Origin of the sequence: Janthinobacterium sp. NKUCC06_STL, from assembly GCF_019345455.1 — a bacterium.
Taxonomy (GTDB): domain Bacteria; phylum Pseudomonadota; class Gammaproteobacteria; order Burkholderiales; family Burkholderiaceae_D; genus Janthinobacterium; species Janthinobacterium rivuli.
Window position 1 is genome coordinate 1,333,230 of the sequence record NZ_JAHKQY010000001.1, and the last position, 22,579, is coordinate 1,355,808.

24 protein-coding genes are annotated in these 22,579 nt (G+C 55.5%); 12 read left to right on the forward strand and 12 right to left on the reverse strand.

Features of this window, described 5'->3' with window-relative positions; genetic code table 11:
* Positions 1 to 175: 175 nt before the first annotated feature.
* The 5 genes from KO539_RS06025 to KO539_RS06045 all read left to right on the forward strand — a co-directional run bounded on the left by KO539_RS06025 (position 176) and on the right by KO539_RS06045 (position 5,300).
* On the forward strand, positions 176 to 1,012 hold the full coding sequence (locus KO539_RS06025; RefSeq protein WP_219307846.1) for a hypothetical protein: 837 nt from the start codon (positions 176 to 178) through the stop codon (positions 1,010 to 1,012).
* Positions 1,009 to 1,968 carry an NAD-dependent epimerase/dehydratase family protein gene (locus tag KO539_RS06030; RefSeq protein WP_219307847.1) on the forward strand — a complete coding sequence of 320 codons (960 nt, stop codon included), beginning with the start codon at positions 1,009 to 1,011 and terminating at the stop codon, positions 1,966 to 1,968. Before KO539_RS06025 ends, KO539_RS06030 begins: the two co-directional genes overlap by 4 nt.
* The gene (locus tag KO539_RS06035) at positions 1,965 to 2,525 is read left to right on the forward strand and encodes a sugar transferase (RefSeq protein ID WP_035821863.1); all 561 of its coding nucleotides are present in this window, start codon (positions 1,965 to 1,967) and stop codon (positions 2,523 to 2,525) included. The genes KO539_RS06030 and KO539_RS06035 overlap by 4 nt, the downstream gene beginning before the upstream one ends.
* 58 nt (positions 2,526 to 2,583) lie before the next feature.
* A complete protein-coding gene (rfaE2, locus tag KO539_RS06040; RefSeq protein WP_219307848.1) occupies positions 2,584 to 3,069 on the forward strand; it encodes a D-glycero-beta-D-manno-heptose 1-phosphate adenylyltransferase in 486 nt (161 codons plus the stop codon).
* A gap of 290 nt (positions 3,070 to 3,359) precedes the next feature.
* Positions 3,360 to 5,300 (forward strand): nucleoside-diphosphate sugar epimerase/dehydratase, encoded by a 1,941-nt coding sequence (locus KO539_RS06045; RefSeq protein WP_219308645.1) that lies wholly within the window; start codon positions 3,360 to 3,362, stop codon positions 5,298 to 5,300.
* A gap of 225 nt (positions 5,301 to 5,525) precedes the next feature.
* Here the strand turns inward: KO539_RS06045 and KO539_RS30695 are convergent, their stop codons facing one another.
* From KO539_RS30695 to KO539_RS06075, 6 genes are all read right to left on the reverse strand, one after another.
* Entirely contained in the window at positions 5,526 to 5,753 is a 228-nt protein-coding gene (locus KO539_RS30695; protein WP_219307850.1) for a transposase, read from the reverse strand.
* 31 nt (positions 5,754 to 5,784) lie between these two features.
* Entirely contained in the window at positions 5,785 to 5,988 is a 204-nt protein-coding gene (locus KO539_RS06055; protein WP_257626119.1) for a hypothetical protein, read from the reverse strand.
* A 338-nt stretch (positions 5,989 to 6,326) separates the two neighbouring features.
* Positions 6,327 to 7,526: a lipopolysaccharide biosynthesis protein gene (locus KO539_RS06060; RefSeq protein WP_219307852.1), complete on the reverse strand. Its 1,200-nt coding sequence runs from the start codon at positions 7,524 to 7,526 to the stop codon at positions 6,327 to 6,329.
* A gap of 205 nt (positions 7,527 to 7,731) precedes the next feature.
* On the reverse strand, positions 7,732 to 8,652 hold the full coding sequence (locus KO539_RS06065) for a glycosyltransferase family 2 protein (protein ID WP_219307854.1): 921 nt from the start codon (positions 8,650 to 8,652) through the stop codon (positions 7,732 to 7,734).
* Positions 8,649 to 9,014, reverse strand: coding sequence for a GtrA family protein (locus KO539_RS06070; protein ID WP_219307856.1), 366 nt, complete (start codon positions 9,012 to 9,014; stop codon positions 8,649 to 8,651). The genes KO539_RS06065 and KO539_RS06070 overlap by 4 nt, the downstream gene beginning before the upstream one ends.
* Before the next feature lie 1,068 nt (positions 9,015 to 10,082).
* A complete protein-coding gene (locus tag KO539_RS06075) occupies positions 10,083 to 11,633 on the reverse strand; it encodes a DEAD/DEAH box helicase (protein WP_219307858.1) in 1,551 nt (516 codons plus the stop codon).
* 375 nt (positions 11,634 to 12,008) lie between these two features.
* Between KO539_RS06075 and KO539_RS06080 the strand changes: the two genes are divergently transcribed.
* A complete protein-coding gene (locus tag KO539_RS06080; RefSeq protein WP_219307860.1) occupies positions 12,009 to 12,227 on the forward strand; it encodes an oxidoreductase-like domain-containing protein in 219 nt (72 codons plus the stop codon).
* On the opposite strand, the gene KO539_RS06085 is transcribed toward KO539_RS06080, so the two are convergent.
* The gene (locus KO539_RS06085; RefSeq protein ID WP_219307862.1) at positions 12,228 to 13,913 is read right to left on the reverse strand and encodes a methyl-accepting chemotaxis protein; all 1,686 of its coding nucleotides are present in this window, start codon (positions 13,911 to 13,913) and stop codon (positions 12,228 to 12,230) included.
* A gap of 561 nt (positions 13,914 to 14,474) precedes the next feature.
* On the opposite strand from KO539_RS06085, the gene KO539_RS06090 reads away from it, so the two are divergent.
* A complete protein-coding gene (locus KO539_RS06090) occupies positions 14,475 to 15,194 on the forward strand; it encodes a Crp/Fnr family transcriptional regulator (protein ID WP_035828139.1) in 720 nt (239 codons plus the stop codon).
* A 175-nt stretch (positions 15,195 to 15,369) separates the two neighbouring features.
* A complete protein-coding gene (locus KO539_RS06095) occupies positions 15,370 to 16,032 on the forward strand; it encodes a hypothetical protein (RefSeq protein ID WP_219307864.1) in 663 nt (220 codons plus the stop codon).
* A gap of 106 nt (positions 16,033 to 16,138) precedes the next feature.
* Here KO539_RS06095 and KO539_RS06100 read toward each other — a convergent pair whose 3' ends face one another.
* Positions 16,139 to 16,522 (reverse strand): GFA family protein, encoded by a 384-nt coding sequence (locus KO539_RS06100; RefSeq protein ID WP_219307866.1) that lies wholly within the window; start codon positions 16,520 to 16,522, stop codon positions 16,139 to 16,141.
* Between the two features lie 130 nt (positions 16,523 to 16,652).
* On the opposite strand from KO539_RS06100, the gene KO539_RS06105 reads away from it, so the two are divergent.
* Together KO539_RS06105 and KO539_RS06110 are read left to right on the forward strand one after the other, a co-directional pair.
* Positions 16,653 to 17,144, forward strand: coding sequence for a DUF4265 domain-containing protein (locus KO539_RS06105; RefSeq protein ID WP_035821876.1), 492 nt, complete (start codon positions 16,653 to 16,655; stop codon positions 17,142 to 17,144).
* A gap of 256 nt (positions 17,145 to 17,400) precedes the next feature.
* Positions 17,401 to 17,802, forward strand: a complete 402-nt coding sequence (locus KO539_RS06110; protein WP_219307868.1) for an STY0301 family protein — start codon at positions 17,401 to 17,403, stop codon at positions 17,800 to 17,802.
* 56 nt (positions 17,803 to 17,858) lie between these two features.
* On the opposite strand, the gene KO539_RS06115 is transcribed toward KO539_RS06110, so the two are convergent.
* Both KO539_RS06115 and KO539_RS06120 read right to left on the reverse strand, forming a co-directional pair.
* Positions 17,859 to 18,389 (reverse strand): DUF2947 family protein, encoded by a 531-nt coding sequence (locus KO539_RS06115; RefSeq protein ID WP_219307870.1) that lies wholly within the window; start codon positions 18,387 to 18,389, stop codon positions 17,859 to 17,861.
* Complete coding sequence (locus KO539_RS06120) at positions 18,377 to 19,102, reverse strand: pyridoxine 5'-phosphate synthase (RefSeq protein ID WP_035821887.1); 726 nt, start codon at positions 19,100 to 19,102, stop codon at positions 18,377 to 18,379. Before KO539_RS06120 ends, KO539_RS06115 begins: the two co-directional genes overlap by 13 nt.
* Positions 19,103 to 19,227: 125 nt before the next feature.
* Between KO539_RS06120 and KO539_RS06125 the strand changes: the two genes are divergently transcribed.
* Together KO539_RS06125 and KO539_RS06130 are read left to right on the forward strand one after the other, a co-directional pair.
* Complete coding sequence (locus tag KO539_RS06125; protein WP_219307871.1) at positions 19,228 to 19,941, forward strand: YjjG family noncanonical pyrimidine nucleotidase; 714 nt, start codon at positions 19,228 to 19,230, stop codon at positions 19,939 to 19,941.
* Between the two features lie 96 nt (positions 19,942 to 20,037).
* A complete protein-coding gene (locus tag KO539_RS06130; RefSeq protein WP_219307872.1) occupies positions 20,038 to 20,514 on the forward strand; it encodes a DUF2726 domain-containing protein in 477 nt (158 codons plus the stop codon).
* Positions 20,515 to 20,530: 16 nt separating this feature from the next.
* Here KO539_RS06130 and KO539_RS06135 read toward each other — a convergent pair whose 3' ends face one another.
* Entirely contained in the window at positions 20,531 to 20,866 is a 336-nt protein-coding gene (locus tag KO539_RS06135; RefSeq protein WP_219307873.1) for an FKBP-type peptidyl-prolyl cis-trans isomerase, read from the reverse strand.
* A 233-nt stretch (positions 20,867 to 21,099) separates the two neighbouring features.
* Positions 21,100 to 22,563 carry a PIN-like domain-containing protein gene (locus tag KO539_RS06140; RefSeq protein WP_219307874.1) on the reverse strand — a complete coding sequence of 488 codons (1,464 nt, stop codon included), beginning with the start codon at positions 22,561 to 22,563 and terminating at the stop codon, positions 21,100 to 21,102.
* Between the last annotated feature and the right edge of the window lie 16 nt (positions 22,564 to 22,579).

Sequence of the window (22,579 nt, forward strand, 5' to 3'; positions counted from 1 at the left end):
TTGATTAAGTACAGTGGAAAATTTTTTTAACGGGAAAAGAATCCTGTTTATCGCCCCGGCTTTTTTTGGGTATGAACGCGAAATAAAGAAACGGCTCGAAGAGCTGGGGGCGCACGTCGACTATCACGACGATCGTCCGTCCACCAGCGCCTGGTCGAAGTTCGCCATCCGTGTCATGCCGCGTACGCAACAGCAGGCGATTCACCGCTATTTTTCCGTTCTGCTCGATAGCAACCACGGCAATTACGACTTTGTGTTCATCATCAAGATGGAATGCATGCCGGCCGACATCCTGCAAGCCTTGCGCGAAAAAAATGCGAAGGCCAAGTTCATTTACTATTCGTATGACTCGGTGAAAAACAATGGCAATTTCCGGCAATCCGTCGGCCAGTTCGACAGCGCGTTTACCTTCGATGACCAGGATGCCCAGACGATTCCCGGCATCCGCCTGCGGCCGCTATTCTTCCTGAACGAATACCGCGACCTGCCGCGCACGGAGATCGGCTATAACGTCACCTTTATCGGCACGGCGCACAGCGACCGCTATGCGCTGGTGAAGAAGATCAGCGCCGCGCTGCCACCCAATGGCAAGCCGAATTTCTTTTTCCTGTTCATTCCCAGCGTCGTGATCTATCGCTTGAAAAAACTGTTCGTGCCAGCTTTCTTCAAATCGAAAATCTCCGAATTTTCCTTCACGCCGATGAACAAGGCGCAGGTGATGGCAGCCATCGCCAAGTCGAATGTCATTCTGGACTTCCAGCATCCGAATCAGATCGGCCTGACGATGCGCACCATCGAAATGGTGGGCGCCCGGAAGAAATTGATCACGACGAATCAAAATGTCAGGAAATACGATTTTTATCGGCCGGAAAACATCGCCGTGATCGACAGGGAAACACCCCAGATCGATCCGGCATTCCTGACCACGCCGTATGTCGACCTGCCTGCCGCGCTGTATGACAAATACTCGATCGACGGCTGGCTGCGCGACGTGTTTTCGGTGGCGCCATGAGCACCAGCCAGACCATCCTGGTGACCGGCGCCACGGGTTTTGTGGGACGCCGGCTCTGCAGCCACCTGGCCGGGCATGGCCACCGCGTGGTCGCCCTGGTGCGTGACGGCGGCCGCGCCATCCCTGGCGTGGCGCAGGAAGTGTGCATCGCCGATTTCGCCAACCTCGACGCGCTCGACACGGTGCTGCCACAGTGCGATGCCGTGATCCACCTGGCCGGCCGCGCCCACGTGATGCGCGACACCGCCGCCGATCCGCTTGGCGAATTTCGCCGCGTGAATGTCGGGCTGACCAGGAGCTTGCTGGAGCGCGCCGCCGATGCGCGCGTCAAGCGCTTTGTCTTTGTCAGTTCGATCGGCGTCAATGGCAACAGCAATATCACGCCCTTTTCGGAACAAGACACGCCGGCGCCGCATGACCTGTATGCCATCAGCAAGCTGGAAGCCGAACAGCTGGTGCAGGACATGGCGCAGCAATGCGGCATGGAGTATGCCATCGTACGGCCAGTACTGGTCTTTGGACCGGAAGCCCCCGGCAACTTCGGCACCCTGCTCAAGCTTGCCGCAAAAGGCTGGCCGCTGCCGTTCGGGCGCCTGCAGTCGAGACGCAGCCTGATCAGCGTGTGGAACCTGGCCGATTTCCTGCGCACCTGCGCAACTTGCCCGCAAGCGCTGCACGACGTTTTTCTGGCGGCGGATGCGCAAACGGTGACCCTGCCCGAGATTTTCCGCCATCTGGCCATCGGCATGGGCAAGACCGCGCGCCTGCTGGCTATTCCCAGGTCATTGCTTGCGCTGGCCTGCACCTTGGTTGGCAAGCGCCAGATGCTTGACAAGCTCGATGCAGGATTGACGGTCGATATCGCCAAGGCACAGCAGCAGCTGGCATGGCAAGCACCCTATACAACGGCCGAGGCCTTGATTAAAACTGGTAAGGAATACACACACACATCATGAAACGACTATTCGACCTCCTGCTGGCCCTGATTGCGACCGTCATCCTCGCATTGCCGTTGCTCATCGTCGCCCTGACGGTACGCCTGACCTCCCCCGGTCCGGTCCTGTACTGGTCGGATCGCGTGGGCCAACGCAACCGCATTTTCAAGATGCCGAAATTTCGCACGATGCGTATCGGCACACCGGCCGTCGCCACCCACCTGTTGCAAAATCCGGCGCAATTTCTCACGCCCGTCGGTTCCTTCCTGCGCAAGTCAAGCCTCGATGAACTGCCGCAACTGTGGAGCATCCTGGTCAACGACATGAGTTTTGTCGGACCGCGGCCTGCCCTGTTCAATCAGGATGACCTGATCGCCTTGCGCACGGAACACGGCGTCGACCGGTTGCTGCCGGGCTTGACGGGCTGGGCCCAGATCAATGGCCGCGACGACTTGCCCATCCCGCAAAAAGTGCAACTCGATGTGGCATACCTGAAACAGCAGTCCCTGGCACTGGATATCAAAATCATCTTTTTGACGTTCCTGAAAGTGATCAAACGCGACGGCGTCACACACTGACACGATCTGCCGCGCCTCTGCGCGGCAGGTGTATTTAACCTAGCTCTCTCTGTCTACCATGCCTGAATTCGAAAACAAAATCGCCTCCCTGGAACAGCTGAAACAACGCGTTGCGGCCCTTCCCAAGCCAGTCGTCATGACCAACGGCGTGTTCGACATCCTGCACCGCGGGCATGTAACCTATCTGGCACAGGCACGGGCCTTGGGCGGCTCGCTGGTCGTGGCGGCGAATACCGACGCCTCCGTCAAGCGCCTGAACAAGGGAGATGACCGCCCGCTGAATGCCTGCCCGGACCGCATGGCGGTGCTCGCGGCGCTCGAATCGGTCAGCCTGGTGGTGGCATTCAATGACGATACCGCGTTACAAGTCGTCTGCGAGGCCCATCCGGATATTTACGTCAAGGGAGGGGATTACCAGATGGATGCCATTCCCGAAGGACAGGCGGTGCTCGCCTATGGCGGGCAGGCGGTGGCGATCGACTTCGAGCATGACCGCTCGACCTCCAAGCTGCTGGCCAAGGTGCGCAGCCAGGCGCCGGGCTAGCAGGCAGGCATGCGCGCCATGTCCTCAGCCGTTCCATTAAAATGCACACCAGTGTGATGGCAATTAACGCGGGAATTTTTCCTTGTACGGTTTGGCAATCATCATGCTTTTTTTGAATTTATTCGGTGAAGAATGTTCATCGAAAGTTTTTTTAACATCAAGAGTATCCAATCCACCCTTTCTTACCTTGATGTTTACATCGATAATACTTCTGACATATGCCATGCGCGGATATTGCGCAGAAAAAAACAGGCTTATCGAGTCGAATCACAATAATTTTTAGCCAAACAATGAAATCCATTCTTGATTTATCTCGGTTCCATAAGCAGATGATCGCGGCAACGGCAGATTTAATTCTTCTGCCGATTACGTTCTGCATCGCCATCCTGCTGCGCTACGATTCGGTCAATACGGCTCTGTTCATGAGTTATCTGTACCTGATCGTCGCCGTGCCGCTCATTTCCCTGCCCATCTTCATACGACTGGGGCTGTACCGGGCGGTGATACGCTTCATCGATCAGAAAATCATATTCTCGGTCATTCTCGGCGTCACGATTTCAGTGGCCCTGCTGGTCGCGCTGGCGGCCTTCATGACCCACATGGTCGGCATGTCGCGCGGCGTGTTCGGCATTTACTGGATCAGTGCCATCGCCTACGTGGTGGCCAGCCGCTTCCTGGCGCGCGGCTTCCTGTTGCATCCAAGCAAACGCCAAGGCATGGTGCGGGTGGCCATCTATGGTGCCGGCAGGGCTGGCACGCAACTGGCCAGCGCCTTGCGTGCCGGCCATGACTACCTGCCCGTGGCCTTCATTGACGACAACAGCGAACTGAATGGCATTACCATTTCTGGCATGAAGGTGTACGGCACCGCCGACTTGTCCGATGTGATCGCCCGTACCAGCATCAGCGAAATCCTGCTGGCCATGCCATCCATTTCAAAAAGCCGGCAAAAGCGCATCCTCGACAAGCTCGAGCCTTTAAAAGTGCATATCAAAGTCACGCCTCCGGTGGAAAGCCTGGTCAGCGGCGAGCTGCGCCTCCAGGATATCCGCAACATCGAAATTGAAGACTTGCTGGGACGCGACCAGGTCACGCCAGACGCCGGGCTGATTGCCGCCTGCATTACCGGCAAATGCGTCATGGTCAGCGGTGCGGGAGGCTCGATCGGTTCCGAGCTGTGCCGTCAGATCGTTACCTTGCGTCCGACACGCCTGATCCTGCTGGAAATGTCGGAATTTGCCCTGTATTCCATCAAACAGGAATTGCTGGGCATAAAGTCGGCCAATGGATTGCATTTTGATTTGCTGCCGTTTCTCGGCAGCGTGCTCGACACTGAAAAATGCAAAAGGATCATGACGACCTACGTTGTCGATACGGTGTACCACGCGGCCGCCTACAAGCACGTGCCGCTGGTCGAGCATAACCCGATCGAAGGCGTGCGCAACAATGTGTTCGGAACCTTGAGCATCGCCAACGCCGCCATTGCCAGCGGCGTCAAATGCTTCGTGCTCATTTCCACGGACAAGGCCGTGCGGCCGACCAATGTCATGGGCTCGACCAAGCGTCTGGCCGAGCTGATTTTGCAGGCATTCGCCCGCAACCAGAAGCACACCCGCTTTTGCATGGTTCGCTTCGGCAATGTCCTGGGATCGTCCGGCTCCGTCGTGCCCCTCTTCCGCAAACAGATCGAAGCGGGTGGCCCCATTACCCTGACGCATCCTGAAATCACGCGCTACTTCATGACCATCCCTGAAGCGGCGCAGCTGGTATTGCAGGCGGGCGCCATGGGAGAGGGCGGCGATGTCTTCGTGCTGGACATGGGCGAACCGGTCAAAATCATCGACCTTGCGGAACGGATGATCCATCTCAGCGGCCTGGAAGTGCGCAGCAAGACGGCGCCGGATGGCATTGCCATTGAACATGTAGGTTTGCGTCCAGGTGAAAAGCTATATGAGGAATTGCTGATCGGCGACAATGTCGAGGGGACGAGCCACCCCCTGATCATGCGCGCCCAGGAGTCAGAAATTGCGTGGTCCGAATTGCACCGCATGCTGGAAGAAATGGACCGGGCGTGTCGCAACTTTGATTATGAGGGTGTGCGCGCCTCGCTCCAGTCCATCATCAAGGAATACACACCACAGTGCGGTATCGAGGATTTTATCTGGCTAGAGCAGGCTGCCCAGCAAGCTCGGAAAAAACAGGAAACCCCTGGCGCGGCCATCATGCTGTAAGGCTGGAAATGGCTGGCGGTGCCGGATTATGCGCCCTAGATGAAGTGCAAGAGGTTATTCGGACTGGATCTGAGCCGTGACATCGGGGCGTTGCCTGCACTGCCCCGATGCGGTCGGTATGAATCGCGACGAGTCTGCTAGACACTGGCGAGCCGTTCAAAATGCCTTCGCTCAAACTCTTGCGGTGAACGCGATTGATCTCGGTAACGCGCTTTCATTCAATCTTCAATCGCCGCATTTCGTCACATTGAACGGCCTGGGCTTAGGCTCGACTTCGGGCACGCCATACCGCTTTGTCCACGCATAAATGCTGTGGATACTGACACCAAACCGCTCAGCGACCTCGGCCACTGAGTGTCTGCGATCAACAACTTGCTTGACGGCGGCTTCCTTAAATTCTTCTGTGTCACGCTTCCCACTCGTGATCGCCCCTTTGCCTAAATTATGGATCAAGAGTGCCTACAATGGTCGTGGCGATTCAGTATTACCGGGTAATGTACAGCAGGTCGTCGGGCGGCAGATAGAGCGACTGGCGCAGTGACAGCACGATGGCCTCCTGCATCGCGCTCAGGCTCGTATGCTGCGTCTGGCCTCGGTGCGAACGGTCTTGTACATCGTCCCGCTTTAGCCACTTGGCAGCCGTGGCTCGGGCGATATTGAAAACCTTGGAGGCCTCGCGGTCGGACAAGCCGGAGCCCTTGATTTCCTGGTGGATTTTCGGGGTAGTGCGGACTTGGGGATAAATGCGTATGCTTATGGACTGAAGTTTATGCGGTGTGATGCGACCGCTGGGACGATCTCGGTGGCAAGCCGGCGATCAACTCTTCAAGCACGGCTCTGGCGCGGAACAGGACCACGCTGCGACGAGGAACATGATTACACGAAACTAGACAGTTAGAGTCATCGACAAAATTACATTTTTATTTAAAGTTTCTTTTATTGAAATTATTAATAAAAATAAATTCTGCAAGGTACAGTATGTTTATGCTCGTGTGATTATGCAAACATAATCACACGAAACTAAAATTACTTGTTATTCAAAGACTTGCGTCCAAATATCACGAAAAGCGACAGTATCAGTCCGATAAACAAGCTGAACAAAATTGTGACAGACAGTCGCAAGGACAGATTCTCGGGCCGACTAGGACCAGCAATGAAGCGGCTTTTTTCCAAGTACTGGCTGATCGCAGTTTGATTGTCGATGGTGATCTGGTTAAATACTTCCTTCACCGTATCATCTTCCATATTCTTATTCTTGAAGACTTCGACCTTCACCGGCTCCAAGCCGCGCAGGATGGCTTCTCCTGACTTGGTATTATCGACCAAAATTTTGGCTTTATCGTAGTACTCGCGCAACAGGATGTTTTGTTGTTGCTCGCGTCGTGCCTTGTGGATTTTCTCCGTAGCTTCAGATGCCTGAACTTCAGTGGTCATCAATTGAGTGACTGGCGGTAGATAACGTGCAGTTTCATCACTGACTGAAACGATCTGGCGCGAAGCTTGGCTCGCTGCGTCAGGATAGCGAGCTACAATTTTTTTCAAATCATCTCCACTGCGGCGGAAATGCGCGAGACGTTCATTATTCTGGATAATTTCATTATCCAAGGTGGTGATTTTTGCTGTTATTTCAATATGCTTGAAGCGCAGGATATCCGAGTAAATGATATATACGATGGTATCCATCGTATAGCGCCCCAGCAATCCAACAATATTCTGTGCAACTTTCGGATTTTTATCATCATAATTGATGCGTAATCCGATGACGTTGTTGTTGCCGTCTTTTGAATCTTCGAGCAATTCCTTGGCGTCGAGTTTGGTAAAGGGGAACACCGGCTCTATCCATTTTGAAATACCTTCGCGCGATGAAAAGGAACGGCGCAAAGCACTGGTACTTGGATTTTGTTCCAATTTATACTCTAGCATAAAATCTGTAAAACGCTCATTGGATTTGAATGCGGCGGCATAGCGCTTGTAATCTGCGAGTTTTATACCAGGGCTGGGCTCTTTTTCCTTTTCCTTGTCGGAAGTTTTCTTAACCATAGGAATGGTGCCGCCAAATTGGAAGAAACCTTCGCTCCGATACTCGGAAAATAACATCCTTCCCGTTAAGCCTATGATCACGGTAAGCAATGTAATCACGAGCAAGGTAAGGCGGCCCTGCCATACAGTCTTCAGTAGATCGGCAACGGGAAGAATGTCGTCATCAATTTCATCTCCCTTAGTCATGTTTACTTCTTTATGCATAATTTCTCTTCTTAAAAATTTCTTGCGGCAAGATTTTTGGCGGCCAATCCTGTACCTTTTTTCACATAGGAAAAATCGTCTATCATATCTGTCACTAAAGGCGTCACCAAATTCAATGCCAGAGATACCAAATAAAAAAACAACAATGCAAATACAATACGTACGGCTTTTGTCACATCAAAACCAATTATTTAACAATATCCTTAACTATATATCTAGGCCTATTTTTGCTTTCAATATAAATACGTCCGATATACTCACCCAGAACACCAATACCAATTAATTGGACTCCACCCAGAAAAAGCATAGCCGTCATCAATGATGGATAACCTGGCACTACGTTACCCCATATTAGTTTATCTACGACCATCCAAGCGGCATAAAGAAATGAAAATAATGCAACACCCAAACCAATATAAGACCAGATTCGCAAAGGAAAAGTTGAAAATGATGTAATTCCCTCTAATGCCAGATTCCAAAGCTTCCAACCATTGAATTTTGTTTTTCCAGCAACACGTTCTGCTCGCACATACTCAACCACTTCAGTGTTGAAGCCAACCCAGCTTAAAATTCCTTTCATAAACAAATTTCTCTCTGGCAACTTTTTAATCTCATCCACTACCTGCCTGGACATTAATCGGAAGTCACCAACATTTTCTTCTATTATTGGATTTGATATTTTATTGTGCAACGAATAAAATGCCTCTGCGCTACGACGTTTCAAATAGCCATCAGCCTGACGGTCGACTCGCTTAGCCAATACGACATCCACTCCGGATTGCCATTTTTCAATTAACAATGGAATAATTTCAATTGGATCTTGCAAGTCCACATCAATAGGAATGACTGCATCGCCGGTAGCATATTCGAGCCCAGCAAATAATGCCGGTTCTTTGCCAAAATTACGAGAAAAGTTAATTAGAGTTACAAGCGGATCTACCAATGCTAAAGCATTGGCGATATCACATGTTTTATCTTTACTACCATCATTAACAAAAACAATTTCAATTTCGTATTGAGCTAGAGATGCCAAGTTGCGGACAGTTTTATAGAAAATTGGTATTGCATCTTCTTCATTAAAAACTGGGACGACTAAAGATATTCTCACTGCTTATTACTCCGGAAAATGATGAATTTCGAATAGAAAAATCCGCATAGCAGACTAACCGCGGAAAATGATGTGAGGGTAAGTACCGGAGCAAGATCTAGCCTATCTGCTGCTGCACCGACTGCAACGCTCATGCCGCCCATAAAGATGACATAACTTATATAGCGCCTTGCAGTTACTTCTTTATTGAATGTATATCGAGCATTAGCAAGAAACGAGAAGGTTACTGCAATACTAAATGCACCAAGATTACTTAATGCTTGATCTAAATATACTACATAATGGAGAATATAAAAAACTATCCAATGTATCGCAGTGTTGAGTACGCCAACTGATAAATAGCGAGTAAACAGCTTAAACATTTACTTTTTTGTGGGTGTCGGAAGGAAGGATTCTATCATGCTGGCGCTTAAGATCATAACGTGACGCTCTTAAAGCAGGACGATTGCATGAAGGATCAAGTGATTCCCCCTATAACCAGACACAGCCAACCGTTTAGTTAGCGCCCTTTCGTGAGTCCGGCGCGCCAGCTCCGTCATGAACATACGAGGCGATTTCCATTTCAGCGATGAATGCGAATGGGCCTCGTTGAAGTACATAAGGCGTCTGACATCTGAGCGAGAACGATTTCTGCGCTACTGTGGCCGTTCACTCGTTTAAACGTATTCACGAAGCTTTCGGCGATGCCGTTCGACTGCGGTCTACGTATCGGTCTGGCACTGGTTTGATCCCCAAGTCGCGCGCCAGGACTTGCATTTCATTGGCGCGGTTGGCCCCCATTATCGCTCAAGAACTCCAGCCTTGTCGATCCGACGCTGGCCTGGCCGAATCCTGCCTCGACCGTCACCACCAGCATGGCGGGCACGGGATCGCCAGGCAGGTCGCGTTTTTCCCTAGCGCGCCAGGCAATGATTTCACGGCCGCAGCAATACTTCATGAGCACGCCGCATGAGCACGCCGGTCACCTCCTCACCGGGCATTTCGGCGCCTTGGGTAGCAGCAAGCTGCTCGCTTTCATTATCCGATACAGGCGCTCGTGGTCGATCGCTGGCAGGCCCATCAAGGTGCGCGTGCGCTTCACCAGAGCACCAGCCCGACGGTAGACATAGGTTGACAGCGCGGTGATATCGGCGCGTACGACATCGAACAGGATTGCGTCGGCAGACGGTAGAACGCCTAAATGGATGGGCCATCGATACAATTCGCAGAGTGAACCAGCATCTGTGCCATGTGCTAGTGCGCTACGCCCTCGCGCAAAGAACTCAGCGCCAGTATGCTGCATGTGCCCCAGAATGAAAAATGGCCTGTTCGCACAAAGCGATCAAGCCGTTCATCGTTACCGCGCCTCGGTTTATTGCCGCTCAACAATATCCAGCATTTTCATGCAGGATATTGTCAATGCTCGACGTACAGGCACCATCAGTCACCCACTATTGCTTCAACAAGCCCCCCAGCAACGCGGCCACCTTTTGCTTTGGCTTGGCCGCGGCAGGCGCCATGCTGGCGGCAGCGGGAGCGGCTGCTTTGGCGGGCTCATATGGCTTCAGGAACCAGGGATCAGCCTTTTCGCGGCGGGCGCCGGGACCAAAGGCGGGACGCGCACCGCGCTCGGCGGAGCGGCTGTCGCGGCTCTCGCCGGCATGGCGGCTCTCCGGCGCGCGCGCGGGACGCGCCTCGCCGCCTTCGCTGCGGCGCGGCGGACGGCGCTCGCTGTCGCTGCTGCGGGCGGGAGCCGGGTTGAAGCCCGTCAATTCACCGCGCTTGATGCTTTGCTTGATGAGTTTCTCGATATCGGCCAGCAAGCGCTCGTCTTTATCCGAATAGATCGAAATAGCGTCGCCCGAGGCGCCGGCGCGGCCCGTGCGACCGATGCGGTGCACATAGTCTTCCGCGTTGTACGGCAAGTCGAAGTTGATGACGCAAGGCAAGTCCGAAATATCCAGGCCGCGCGCCGCCACGTCGGTGGCCACCAGCACGTCGATCTCGCCCTTCTTGAACGATTCCAGCGCCGCCATGCGTTCCTGCTGGCTCTTGTCGCCGTGAATCGCCGTGGCGCTCATGCCTTCCTGTTCCAGCACGCGGGCCAGGCGCGAGGCGCCGATCTTGGTGTTCGAGAACACGATGACCTGCTTCAGGTCGCGCTGGCGCAGCAGATGGGCGACCAGGGCATGCTTCTGGTCTTCCGTCACCTTGTAGACCACTTGCGTGACCTTGTCGGCCGTCTGGTTGCTGCGCGCCACTTCGATCGTCAGCGGATCGTTGAGGAAGGTGGCGGCCAGCTTCTTGATTTCTGGCGAGAACGTGGCCGAGAACATCAGGTTCTGGCGTTGCTTCGGCAGCAAGTTGATGATGCGTTGCAAGTCAGGCAGGAAGCCCATGTCCAGCATACGGTCCGCTTCATCCATGACCAGCATCTGCACCTGGCTCAGGCTGATGTTCTTTTGCTCGATATGGTCGAGCAAGCGGCCTGGGGTGGCGATGACGATTTCCACGCCGCCGCGCAGGATGACGGTTTGCGGCTTCATGTCCATGCCGCCGAAGACGACGGTCGAGCGCAACGGCGTGTGCTTGGCGTAGGCCTTGACGTTTTCGGCTACCTGCACCGCCAGTTCACGCGTCGGCGTCAGGATCAGTGCGCGCACCGGGTGGCGTGCCGGCGACATGCTGCTGCTGGCGTGCGCCATCAGCAACTGGATGATCGGCAAGGAAAAACCGGCCGTCTTGCCGGTGCCCGTTTGCGCGGCACCCATCACATCGCGGCCTTGCAGCACCACGGGGATCGCTTGTTCCTGGATCGGTGTCGGATGGGTATAACCCTGGTCGGTCAGCGCGCGCTGGATTTCAGGCGCGAGGCCAAAGTCGGCAAAAGTCAGGCTGGGAGCAGCGGATGCGGCAGGTGCTGGTGCAGGCGCAGCGGCGACGGGCGCCGCTTCAGGGGCAATCGCCGGGCTGGGCGTAGGAGTCGATTCGGTTTCAGACATAAATTTTCTGGTGTGCCTCCGCACTGCGGAAGCCATGCTTTCTCAATAAACAACATTTCGGGGCACAGGCAGCTCCGTCTTGCAAGCCATGGATCATTGTTCTTGCGGCACCTCTGTGCTCCGGGACATGCTGTAGGGCGTATGCGGGAGCGTCGAAGAGATGTGCTGCGATGGCGGCGGAGATCGCGCCGGCGGAACATCGCGCGCAGAAGATACAATATCAGTGCTGTAAACGATACCCTAATTCACCGCAACTGTACACGGAAACCGTGATTTTTGAGCAAAAAGCGTTCCAGCAACGGCACGCCGGGATGCCGTATTATGCCAACTTCTATGCCTGCTTCGATGCCAGCTCCACCGTCCCCTGCCCTCACCATGCCCACCCCGCCTTTACCGCACGATCCGCAACCGCAAGGGCCCAGCAAACCGGGCAATGACGAGTGCTGCCACAGCGGTTGCACTTTTTGCGTACTGGAAATGTACCAGGAAGACCTGGCCGCCTACGAAGACGCCCTGAGGGCGTGGCAGCAGCGCCAGCAAGCCGCTGCCGCACCCGCCATCCAGGATGTCAAGAAACCGCGCAAGCGCGCCTGATCAGAAGCTTTCCCACTCATCCACTGGCGCCGCGCGACGCGCCGTGCCGGCCAGTTGACGTGGCGCAGCTGCCGGCGTCACGGCTGCCGGCGCCTTGACGGTGGCGGGGGCGCGCGGCCGGGATACGGCGGCGCTCGCCACATCGAGCTTGAAGATACTGACCACTTCGCTCAGGCTGGCTGCCTGCTCCTGCATCGATTCGGCCGCCGCGGCCGCCTCTTCCACCAGAGCCGCATTTTGCTGCGTCACCTGGTCCATCTGGGCGATGGCCTGGTTAACTTGCTCGATACCGGCGCTCTGCTCGCTGCTGGCGGCCGTGATCTCGCTCATGATGTCCGTCACGCGGGTGATGCTGGCAACGATGTCATCCATCGTGCGGCCCGCCTGATCCACCAGTTTCGAACCCGCCTCGACTTTCTCGACCGAGTCGCCGATCAGGACCTTGATATCCTTGGCCGCCGCGGCCGAGCGTTGCGCCAGGTTGCGCACTTCCGTGGCCACGACGGCAAAGCCGCGCCCCTGTTCGCCTGCACGCGCCGCCTCGACAGCCGCATTCAGGGCCAGGATATTGGTCTGGAAGGCAATGCCGTCGATGACGGCGATGATGTCGACGATCTTGCGCGACGAGGCATTGATCGACGCCATCGTACCCACCACTTCGCCGACCACCTTGCCGCCCTCGATGGCGATGCTCGACGAGGTCAGCGCCATGGTGTTGGCCTGGCGTGCATTGTCCGCATTCTGCTTCACGGTCGACGTCAGCTCTTCCATTGACGAGGCCGTTTCTTCCAGCGAACTGGCCTGCTCTTCCGTGCGCGACGACAAATCCTGGTTGCCGGCGGCAATCTGGCTCGACGCCGTGGCGATGGTATCAGTGCCGCTGCGCACCTGGCCCACCAGCGTCTGCAGGCTGGCGTTCATGTCTTTCAGGGCCTGCATCAATTGCCCCGTTTCGTCTTGCGATTGCACAACGATATGCGCCGTCAAATCGCCAGCCGCCACCTGGCGCGCTACGCCGACGGCCGCGATCAGCGGACGCGCCACGCTGCGCGCCACCCACAGCGCCAGCAGCATGCCGATGACGACGATGCCCACCACCAGGACGATCAGGCTGGCGCGCGAGGCCGCATACGTTGCGTCGGCGCTGGCGCTCGAACGCACGCCGCCATCCGTGTTAATCGACACCAGTTTATCGAGGAGCACCATCATGTCCGCCATGACCTTGGCCGACGGCCCCACAGCCAGCGCGCGCGCCTCTTCCTTTTTCATCTCGCGCGACAGGCTCAGCATGGTTGCATGCAAGCGCATGAATTCATCGTTGAGCGCCAGGAAACGTTCGAACGCTTCCTGCTCGCCCGGCTCGGAAATCAGGCTGCGGTACTTGTCGCCGTCCACCTTCAGCTTGGCCTGGGTTTCCGTCATGCGCGTTTCGTTCTGCGCCATGTCGGCATCCTGCGCGGCCAGCATGTGCGCCAGTTCCCAGCGGCGGAAATCGCTGACATCGCTGCGCATATTCATGGCCGCCAGCACGCTGGGCATCCAGTTCTCGGACAGGTCGGTCGATGCGGTATTGATGCGCGCCATGGAAAAGATCGCCGACACGCCCAGCGCGGCCGTCAACAGCAGCACGGCGCCAAACGACAAGATCAGCTTGGTGGCAATTTTCAAATCAAAAAACCATTTCATGCGTTGCGTTCCTTTATTAAACGGGTAAACGGGACAAGACAGCCGCGCGCCGGCAAATGCACGGCGCGGGCAGTGAAGCGACCAAGGAAGGCATCGCAGGCCGCAGCGGAAGTGAGCAGTGATGGAGAGCAGGATAGCGGCTCATCCCGACACACAAATCAAATTTCTGCAATGCAACATTTTATCATCGTCGTACGTCAGCGCAGAGTGGTTTGATCAAGGCATGCAGCCAAAGTTCACAGGAAGCTGGCGGGGCAGCCTATTTTTTTTCCGTTTGTTTCCAAAGGGAAAAAATGCAGGATCAGGCGTAGGAGTCGGATGACACGAGGCAATGTTCCTAGCCTACATAAGCGCGTCGGCTCATCCGATGCCCGTCCGCGGCCCCTGGTTCTATAGTGGATACAAGATTCAGCACAACGCTAGCAAGCCATAAAAGCAGCGCCATCCAACAAAATCAGAAGACGAGGCCCTACCATGTACAAAGCTTATAGCAACCTGACACCAGCCACGAATACCCACGCCGCCGTCCAGCACAACTGGCAAGCCGCTCCCGCCACACCGATGATCAGCATCACTGGTGCGCAACAGAACGAATTGCTGCGCGCCTTGTCGCGCGCCGATCTGGAGCGCCTGTTCTGCCAACTGGAACTGGTCGCTTTGCCTGCCGGCAAGCACCTGTTCGATTGCGGCGGCAAGATTGAATACACGTACTTCCCCACCAACGCCATCGTTTCCCTGCTGTATGTGATGGAAGACGGCGCCACCACCGAGATCGCCGTCATCGGCCGCGAAGGCGTGGCCGGCGTGGTGCTGTACGAAGCCGAGCGCGCCACCTGCACGGCCATCGTGCAAACGGCCGGCTACGGCTATCGCCTGAAAACAGCCTTCCTGCGCGAAGTGTTCAATGAAGGCGGCGCGCTGGCACAATTGCTGATGCGCTATACCAGCGCCATGTTTGCGCAAATGGCACAGAACGTGGTGGGCGGCCGTCATTGCAGCATCGAACAAAAACTGTGCCGCTGGCTGCTCGACCGCCTCGACCGTTCGCTGTCGAACGAGCTGAAGGTGACGCAAGACACCATGGCCAACATGCTGGGCGTGCGCCGCGAAAGCGTCACCGTCACGGCCCGCAAGCTGCAGGACGAAGGCTTGATCCAGTACCGCCGCGGCACCGTCGAAGTACTCGACCGCGAAGGCCTGGAAGCAGCCGCCGGCAATTGCTACAAGGCAGCCCGCGCCGGTTTCGAACAATTCCGCAGCGGCATCAGCGCACACAATTAGGCCACATCGCAAGGTGGTGCGACAGGAAAGCAACACCTTGCACCACCATTCGCCACTTCATCTTGCCTTGTAAGAATCCAGCCTCTATCATTCCTGCTGAAATTACCAAATGGAAACTTTAGTTTCCATTGGGATATTTATCGCGTGATTAGACCAACGACTGGAGTCAACAAGCATGAAACAGCAACACTTGATCGCCGCCCTGCTGGCAGGCATGTTCTGCGCAAGCCAAGCCCAGGCAGAAATGGCCATCGCCGCCGACGTGGGTACGACTGGCGTCGGCGCACACCTGAGCGTGCCGCTGCAATCGAATCTGAATGCCCGTTTTGGCGTCGGCTTCCTGAATTACTCCTACGACTCCAGCACCGACGATGTCGACTACAAGCTGAAACTCAAGCTGCGCACCTTCGACGCCCTGCTCGACTACTTCCCCATGGACGGCGCGTTCCGCGTGAGCGCCGGCGTCGTGTACAACGGCAATAAAATCGATGCCAAAGGCAAGCCGAACAAAAGCGGCAGCTACACGCTGAACGGCAACACTTATACGGCAGCCAGCGCTGGCCAGCTGGACGGCACCATCGATTTCCGCAAGGTCGCCCCCTACATCGGCATCGGCTGGGGCAACCCGGTGAAAGAAGCCGGCTGGGGCATTTCCAGCGACATCGGCGTATTGTTCCAGGGTTCGCCAAAAACCTCGCTGCGCAATACCGGCTGCGACCCGCTGGTGTGCGCCGCCCTGAAAACGGACGTAGCCGCTGAAAACGACAAACTGGCCGACAAGGTCAAGGATTTCAAGGCGTATCCGGTGCTGCGCATCAGCGCCAGCTACCGCTTCTAAGCGGGCGCTACCCGCCTGGCACGATATCGAGGCACGCCACGGCGTGCCTTTTTTATATTCCGGGCACTTGAAAAACACTGCACCCAGGCACTGCGGCACGCCGCGTCTAACTGGCGGCAACGGTGGTGACCGGCCACCAGCCAGGCCTGGCATCGTCAAACGAGTGGTACTCGGGCGCAAACGCGGCCTGGGTCGCATCGTCAAAACTGCCCACCAGCAAAGCCACCGTGGGCGCATCGTCGATGGCGCCGATGGAACTGCCGCAAGTGGCGCAAAAGGCCCGGCTCGAATACTCGGAACAGCGGTAAGTGGCCGGCACACCGGCCGTGCCCGTCCAGCGCACCTGATCGCACGTAAACTCCACCCACGCCACCGTCGGCGCGCCCGTGCGCTGCTGGCAATTGCGGCAGGAACAGCGATGCGGATTGCCGCCCTCGCCTGTCACTTCGAAGCGCACCGCGCCACATAAACAGCCACCTGTTTGCACCATATTCTCCATTGCCGCTCCCCGTTTGCACTATTGCGTGCCTTGGCAGCAGACACGTACCCGGTACAATATTGCCATAAACCCCTATCTGGCACGGCGCGCAGCATATGGCGCCGGCACTATGAAAGAATCAATGGAAGACATCAATTGCGAAGGTTTGCCGCACATCCGCGTATTAGCAGGCGAAAACACCAGCGGCCCCGTGTATGAAACCCTGCCGGCGCGCCAGATTGACGAGCACGTCTACGAACTGCTGGCATCGCCCGGCCTGACGCTAAACCTGGCGCGCGGCGACATCGTCAGCATCGCCGATCCCCTGGCCCCCGCCGAAGTCTTAAAGCGCGGCGGCAACTTCTGCATCCAGATCTATGCCGACGACGTGCCGCAAGCAGCAGTGGACCAGCTCGAACGCGACGTACAAGAACAGCTGGGCGGCACCATGGACGGCCAGTACAAGGGCAACCTCACCTTCAGCGTGCCGGGTCACCACGGCATCTACAGTGTGAACGGCCCTTTCGACGCCTTCCGCGAAGCGACGGGCGTGGAATGGTACTTCGCCAATATCTACGTCAACCTCGATGACGACGATGACGAAACCTTGCTCAACTGGTGGGTGGATATGTAAAGTTCCTCGTGCGCCAGGCAGGACCATGACACGCGTCAATGCGTCGTATTGCCCTGGCGCACATCAAGATACCTGTCCCCCATCTTGCGTACGCTCTCTCTACCGTCAGCCACAGAGAGAAACGCCATGCCCTACATCGCGAATACCGACTATGCAAAGCAAAAAGAAATCGTAGGAAATGGCGAGTGCGTCACCCTGGTCAGGCACCTTACCGGCGCCACTGACTCTTCGCGTTGATCGCTCCGAACTCTTTCGAATGAAGCCGCTCGCACTGCTGGCATTTTCCATCGCGGGCATGGCGATGCAGTACGCTGCCGCAGCCCCCCTTGTCTCCGTTTCTTGCCCACAAGCGACCCCCTCTACCTGGAAGCTGCCAGCCGCCAGGCTCGACAGCGTGCGCGTGCTGTCCTATCCGGCGGATCGGCCGCCGGTGGACGGCGAGGCCTTGCCCATCCTGGCCCCGATCAGGGAATGGACACGTGCCGGCACCTTATATCAACGCTGGGATATCAATTTCGATGCCCCACGCTATCTGTTTCAGGTGGATTGCCTGTATGCCGCTACCGAGCGCTACCTGCGCATGGATTTGCCAGGAGTCAAACAGTGCGCCGCAACCGTTAAACAGCGAACGAAAATAGTCAGGTTTAAGTGCAAATAGGCAACGCGGCTGGCATTCAGCCGTAGCGCTTATCGCCACCGGATGGATGCATCCCGTTAAACGGGCTGCAAACCTTCCTCGCCACCCGCCAGCGCCCCCTGTGGCGAGAAATAGACGAACTTGCCCGTGGCAGGCTGGTACAGCAAGGGGCCCTCGTCAGAAATGGCCAACAAGCAAGGCCAGCATGCGGCAAGCGCGGCCGGTGTCAGTGCATAGACGCGTGTCCGGCTGGCCATGAAAAAGACGGGTGCCGCCACGACAAGGTGAAAATGGGAAGAGAGAAACCTTGCCACGCAGCCATCCTGCGCCGGCTGTTCGCTGGAAACGGCATCGAACTCGGCCAGCCAGTCCGGCCCCGACACCGTAGTCTGCAGGCGATGACCCTCGCGCAGTTGCATGGGATGCGTCTCGTCGGGATGTGCCGACACATGGCGCGTCCACAGTTGCGCCGCCGCATCGGACGTCAGCGCTTGCACCTGCGCCAGCGTCTGTGCCGTGACGGCGAAGGCGGCATCGAAGAAGGGCCAGTCCGGCTCAGGCTGCAGCGGCCGGCCAGCGGCACAGCCCAAGTTCCCTACGATTGACATATCTCAAGGTAGCGGCCCAGCACCTTGTCCATGCCCAGTTCAAGGCATTCAACCACGAGCGCATGGCCGATCGACACTTCCAGGATGCCGGGAATGTCCAGGAAGCGCGCCAGGTTGTGCAAATCGAGGTCATGCCCCGCATTCACGCCCAAGCCCAGCGCCTGCGCCCGCCGCGCCGCCTGCAGATATGTATCAAACACGGCATCGGCCTGCGCGCCGCCATAACTCTCCGCAAACCGCTCCGTGTACAGCTCAACCCGCGCCGCCCCGACCTCGCGCGCCCATTCCAGCGCCGGGTAGTCTGCATCGACAAACAGGCTGACGCGAATGCCCAGGTCGTTCAATTCCGCAATGGCGGGGCGCAACAGCGCAGCATGTCGTTCGATGTCCCAGCCGTGATCGGAAGTCAATTGCCCCGGCATGTCGGGCACCAGAGTGCATTGCGCGGGGCGCGCGCTTTTTACGACTTGCAGAAATTCCGCCGCCGGATAGCCCTCGACATTCAGCTCGCGCCCCCGCTCCGCGCACAGGCGCTGCAACGGGGCAACATCATCGTAGCGCGCATGGCGCTGGTCCGGACGCGGGTGCAAGGTGATGCCGGCGGCGCCCAGGTCGAGAAAGCGCGCGGAAAACGCCAGCAGGTCGGGGAAGTTGCGGCCGCGCGAATTGCGCAGCAGGGCGATTTTATTGACGTTGACGGAGAGCTGGGTCATGAGCAGGAGTGAAGTAAGGGTGACAGGTCTGTCAGCGATTGTAGCGGATCGCCCACGCAATGCACGGCCAACCGAACTCAACGCTACGTGCTACGATGCAAGACAAGTTCCTTTCAATACATACCATGACCTACCAGCTATTCCTGTTTGACCTCGACGATACCCTGCTCGACTTCCGGGCGTCCGAAAAACGCTCCTTCCTGCACACCATGCACGAACTGGGCTTGCGCGACGGTATCGACGGACTGTTTTTCCAATATCAGGCGATCAACGTCGGCCTGTGGAGACGTTTCGAAACGGGTGACGTCACCAAGGATTTCCTGAAAGTGGAACGCTTCCGCAAGACGTTTGCGCTGAACGGCATCGCCATCGACCCGGAACTGGCCAGCCGTTTATATCTGGACTCGCTGCCGGACACGGTCGTACTCATCGATGGCGCCAGAGAAGTGTGCGAAACGCTGTCGCGCATCGGCGAAGTGGGCATCATCACCAACGGCGTCGAGTCCATCCAGAACCGCCGCATCGCCGCATCCGGCCTGAGCGACTACATCTCCTTCGTCGCCACCTCGGAAGCGTGCGGCCACGCCAAGCCGGACGTGCGCTTCTTCGAATATGCCGCCAACATGGCGCGCGCATTCAGCAAGGATACAACTATCATCATCGGCGACCGCCTGGACGCCGACATCCTCGGCGCCAACCGCTACGGCATAGCTAGCTGCTGGTTCAACCCGGACAGCATGGCCAATACCTCGGCCGCCATCCCCACCTGTGAAGTGACCAGCCTGCATGACATCGTGCCGGCGCTGGGCATCATGCCGGTCAACTTGAAACAGGCTTGATCGCCAACAAGCGCACCACCTGAAATACGCTGGCAGCGGCACGAAACACGCCGCTGTTCGCGTACCATCAGGGTTCGTCCATCCTGATGCCAGCCCATGCCTTCCTTCACAGTCCTGCTCGCCATCGCGGCCTTGATCCTGTTCTTTGCCATGCTGGCCACGCGCCAGGCGGCCAAGTCGCGCAGGCCGCTGCGGCTGCACAGAAAACCCGTGATGACGGCGCGCGAGCAGCAGATGTACCACCTGCTGCAGACGGCATTGCCGGAATGCACGGTGCTGGCGCAAGTGGCGTTTTCCGCGCTGGTGACGGCAAAAGGATGGGCAAACAGAAACCGTTTCGACCGCAAGGTGGCCGATTTTGTCCTGTGCAGCCAGCAACTGAACGTCATCGCCGTGATCGAGCTCGACGACCGCAGCCACGCCGGCCGCGAACGCGAGGACAAGGAGCGCGACGCCATGCTCAGGCTGGCCGGCTATGTCACCTTGCGCTATGCCAACTTCCCCACGCAACAGGCGCTGCGAGCCGATGTCGAGCAACTGCTGCTGAAAAAAGCCAGCGTCGTATCTGCCTGATGACACCATCCAGACATCAATCGCGCGTCAGCACTTCCAGCAACTCAATCTCGAAGATCAAATTGGAATGCGGTGGAATCAACCCGACCTGCCGCTCGCCATACGCCAGCGCCGCCGGTACCCACAGCTTGCGCGTGCCGCCGACCTGCATGCCTTGCAAACCCAGAATCCAGCCCTGGATCACCTTGTTATTGCTCAACACACAGCGAAAAGGCTCGCCCCGCTTGTGCGACGAGTCAAACTCCGTCCCATCTTCCAGCCAGCCCCGGTAGTGGGCCGTGATCAGCGCGCCACGCACCGCCGCCTTGCCATCACCGACCACGATATCGTCAATCTTCACTTCAGCCGTCATCTTGTTTCATCCTTCGTCAATCTCGATGCCGTGATTGTACGGCAGCATGCAAAAAGCCCCGGCAGTCACCCGCCGGGGCTAATTCTATTGCTGCAAATTCTGGTGGGCCTCCCGTGAGTCGAACACGGCACCAATGGATTATGAGACACATGCTCTACCTTAAACACACACTACAACGTATAGACATTGAATAAAATCTTATTCATTAATAATAAATATCACACATTTAAAAATCAATTCATTTTAAAAACTGGAACGAACATAGCACCTCGACAATAACCAAAAACAACCCCATCTATCTTCATCTTCTCTTTCAAACTACGAATATAAAATCGGAAATTACCTAATAATGAACTATCATCCGGATTGAAATTATCACAATGAATTCCAATTATTATTGTCATATCATCAACCTCACCTTCAAATATCGCGGCCCGTGCATTTTTAAATGTTCTAGGCAAATTTGCTATTGATGAATTTTCCAAAGAATTCAAAATAGTAATTCCATATCCTGACCGGGTATCCCCATTAGTAACAATATATTCGGGGAATGTCCTATTCGGCATAATGGCTCCTTCCTCAATAGTGTCAACCAGCCACATTTCTATGGCGGAAATCACGTCACCGGTTCGCATCCCAAGTTTCTCTCGCAGCGCCTCAGGCAAGTAATTTTTTCCATGAAATTCACCTGCCCATATTCTCGCATAATCATTGCCATGTTCAATAATTTCTTTATTATTTAAATCTATCCAATCACCAGAAGTAAACTCCCAATCATTTAAAGAAGTTAATGTCTCCTTAACCTGCGCTATAGTTTCTTGCGTAACTTCCGATGCGCCCAAATACTGCTCCGCATTTTGTAAGAATTGGTCTGCAGAATACATCCAAAACTTCTTCAACTTCGACCGTTGCAAAATTTCCTGAACCAACTCCGGCAATGGCCCAAGAGCTCTCCCATCCTCAATCAACCACCAATCTGACTTTCTATCACCAGTGATAAATATTATATTTTCAATATTTTCATCATTAACATATTTTATCAATTGATTCCAGAGGACTAGATCACCATATTTAGCTTGGTAAATTACACCTCGATCTCTATACTCGCTCCCTTTTTTTACATCTTCAAATCCAGGAGGTATTTTCTTCTCGTATCTATCTTCTGCATCCTTAAGCATCTCAGATAATTCAGCTTGACTTCCAGGCGGAGCGCCGACCTTCCCATCAAACATATCTGCTATCTTTAATCCAATTGCCTCATCCAATCCGACAACTGGCAATCGATTACAAGCTAATTGTATTGCCTCGGACAATGATTGATGGGAAATTTGTACGGCATTAAGTCTTTCCTCAATGTCTTCTATTCCTGTATTTCTTTTTTCAAACTCAATACTTCTCAACTCCTTCTGAAGTTCATCACCAGTTCTTTTAACTTGCTCCAACAACTGCTCAATCTTTTTATTGGACTGCTTAATTCTATTGGTTCTATTTCTATGAAATTCAAGAGCAACTTGATAGGGAATCCAGGTTCTACCTTCAACTTTACTTAAAACAGAAAAAAATATATCTCTTGCGGACTCAGGATAAGAATACATATCAAGTAAAACATTAGCATCAAATATAAACTTCGACTCTTTCCACATGACTTTAAATTCATCATCCGAAGGGCGATAATACCCAGGAAAAAATTCTCTCATTAAATCCCCCGACAAT

Excerpts from the sequence above, each read along its gene's own strand:
- KO539_RS06025 (WP_219307846.1), top strand. The coding sequence starts at position 176 with ATGCCGCGTACGCAACAGCAGGCGATTCACCGCTATTTTTCCGTTCTG.
- KO539_RS06030 (WP_219307847.1), top strand. The coding sequence starts at position 1,009 with ATGAGCACCAGCCAGACCATCCTGGTGACCGGCGCCACGGGTTTTGTG.
- KO539_RS06035 (WP_035821863.1), top strand. The coding sequence starts at position 1,965 with ATGAAACGACTATTCGACCTCCTGCTGGCCCTGATTGCGACCGTCATC.
- rfaE2 (WP_219307848.1), top strand. The coding sequence starts at position 2,584 with ATGCCTGAATTCGAAAACAAAATCGCCTCCCTGGAACAGCTGAAACAA.
- KO539_RS06045 (WP_219308645.1), top strand. The coding sequence starts at position 3,360 with ATGAAATCCATTCTTGATTTATCTCGGTTCCATAAGCAGATGATCGCG.
- KO539_RS06060 (WP_219307852.1), bottom strand. The coding sequence starts at position 7,526 with ATGACTAAGGGAGATGAAATTGATGACGACATTCTTCCCGTTGCCGAT.
- KO539_RS06070 (WP_219307856.1), bottom strand. The coding sequence starts at position 9,014 with ATGTTTAAGCTGTTTACTCGCTATTTATCAGTTGGCGTACTCAACACT.
- KO539_RS06075 (WP_219307858.1), bottom strand. The coding sequence starts at position 11,633 with ATGTCTGAAACCGAATCGACTCCTACGCCCAGCCCGGCGATTGCCCCT.
- KO539_RS06080 (WP_219307860.1), top strand. The coding sequence starts at position 12,009 with ATGCCCACCCCGCCTTTACCGCACGATCCGCAACCGCAAGGGCCCAGC.
- KO539_RS06085 (WP_219307862.1), bottom strand. The coding sequence starts at position 13,913 with ATGAAATGGTTTTTTGATTTGAAAATTGCCACCAAGCTGATCTTGTCG.
- KO539_RS06090 (WP_035828139.1), top strand. The coding sequence starts at position 14,475 with ATGATCAGCATCACTGGTGCGCAACAGAACGAATTGCTGCGCGCCTTG.
- KO539_RS06095 (WP_219307864.1), top strand. The coding sequence starts at position 15,370 with ATGAAACAGCAACACTTGATCGCCGCCCTGCTGGCAGGCATGTTCTGC.
- KO539_RS06100 (WP_219307866.1), bottom strand. The coding sequence starts at position 16,522 with ATGGTGCAAACAGGTGGCTGTTTATGTGGCGCGGTGCGCTTCGAAGTG.
- KO539_RS06105 (WP_035821876.1), top strand. The coding sequence starts at position 16,653 with ATGGAAGACATCAATTGCGAAGGTTTGCCGCACATCCGCGTATTAGCA.
- KO539_RS06110 (WP_219307868.1), top strand. The coding sequence starts at position 17,401 with ATGAAGCCGCTCGCACTGCTGGCATTTTCCATCGCGGGCATGGCGATG.
- KO539_RS06115 (WP_219307870.1), bottom strand. The coding sequence starts at position 18,389 with ATGTCAATCGTAGGGAACTTGGGCTGTGCCGCTGGCCGGCCGCTGCAG.
- KO539_RS06120 (WP_035821887.1), bottom strand. The coding sequence starts at position 19,102 with ATGACCCAGCTCTCCGTCAACGTCAATAAAATCGCCCTGCTGCGCAAT.
- KO539_RS06125 (WP_219307871.1), top strand. The coding sequence starts at position 19,228 with ATGACCTACCAGCTATTCCTGTTTGACCTCGACGATACCCTGCTCGAC.
- KO539_RS06130 (WP_219307872.1), top strand. The coding sequence starts at position 20,038 with ATGCCTTCCTTCACAGTCCTGCTCGCCATCGCGGCCTTGATCCTGTTC.
- KO539_RS06135 (WP_219307873.1), bottom strand. The coding sequence starts at position 20,866 with ATGACGGCTGAAGTGAAGATTGACGATATCGTGGTCGGTGATGGCAAG.
- KO539_RS06140 (WP_219307874.1), bottom strand. The coding sequence starts at position 22,563 with ATGAGAGAATTTTTTCCTGGGTATTATCGCCCTTCGGATGATGAATTT.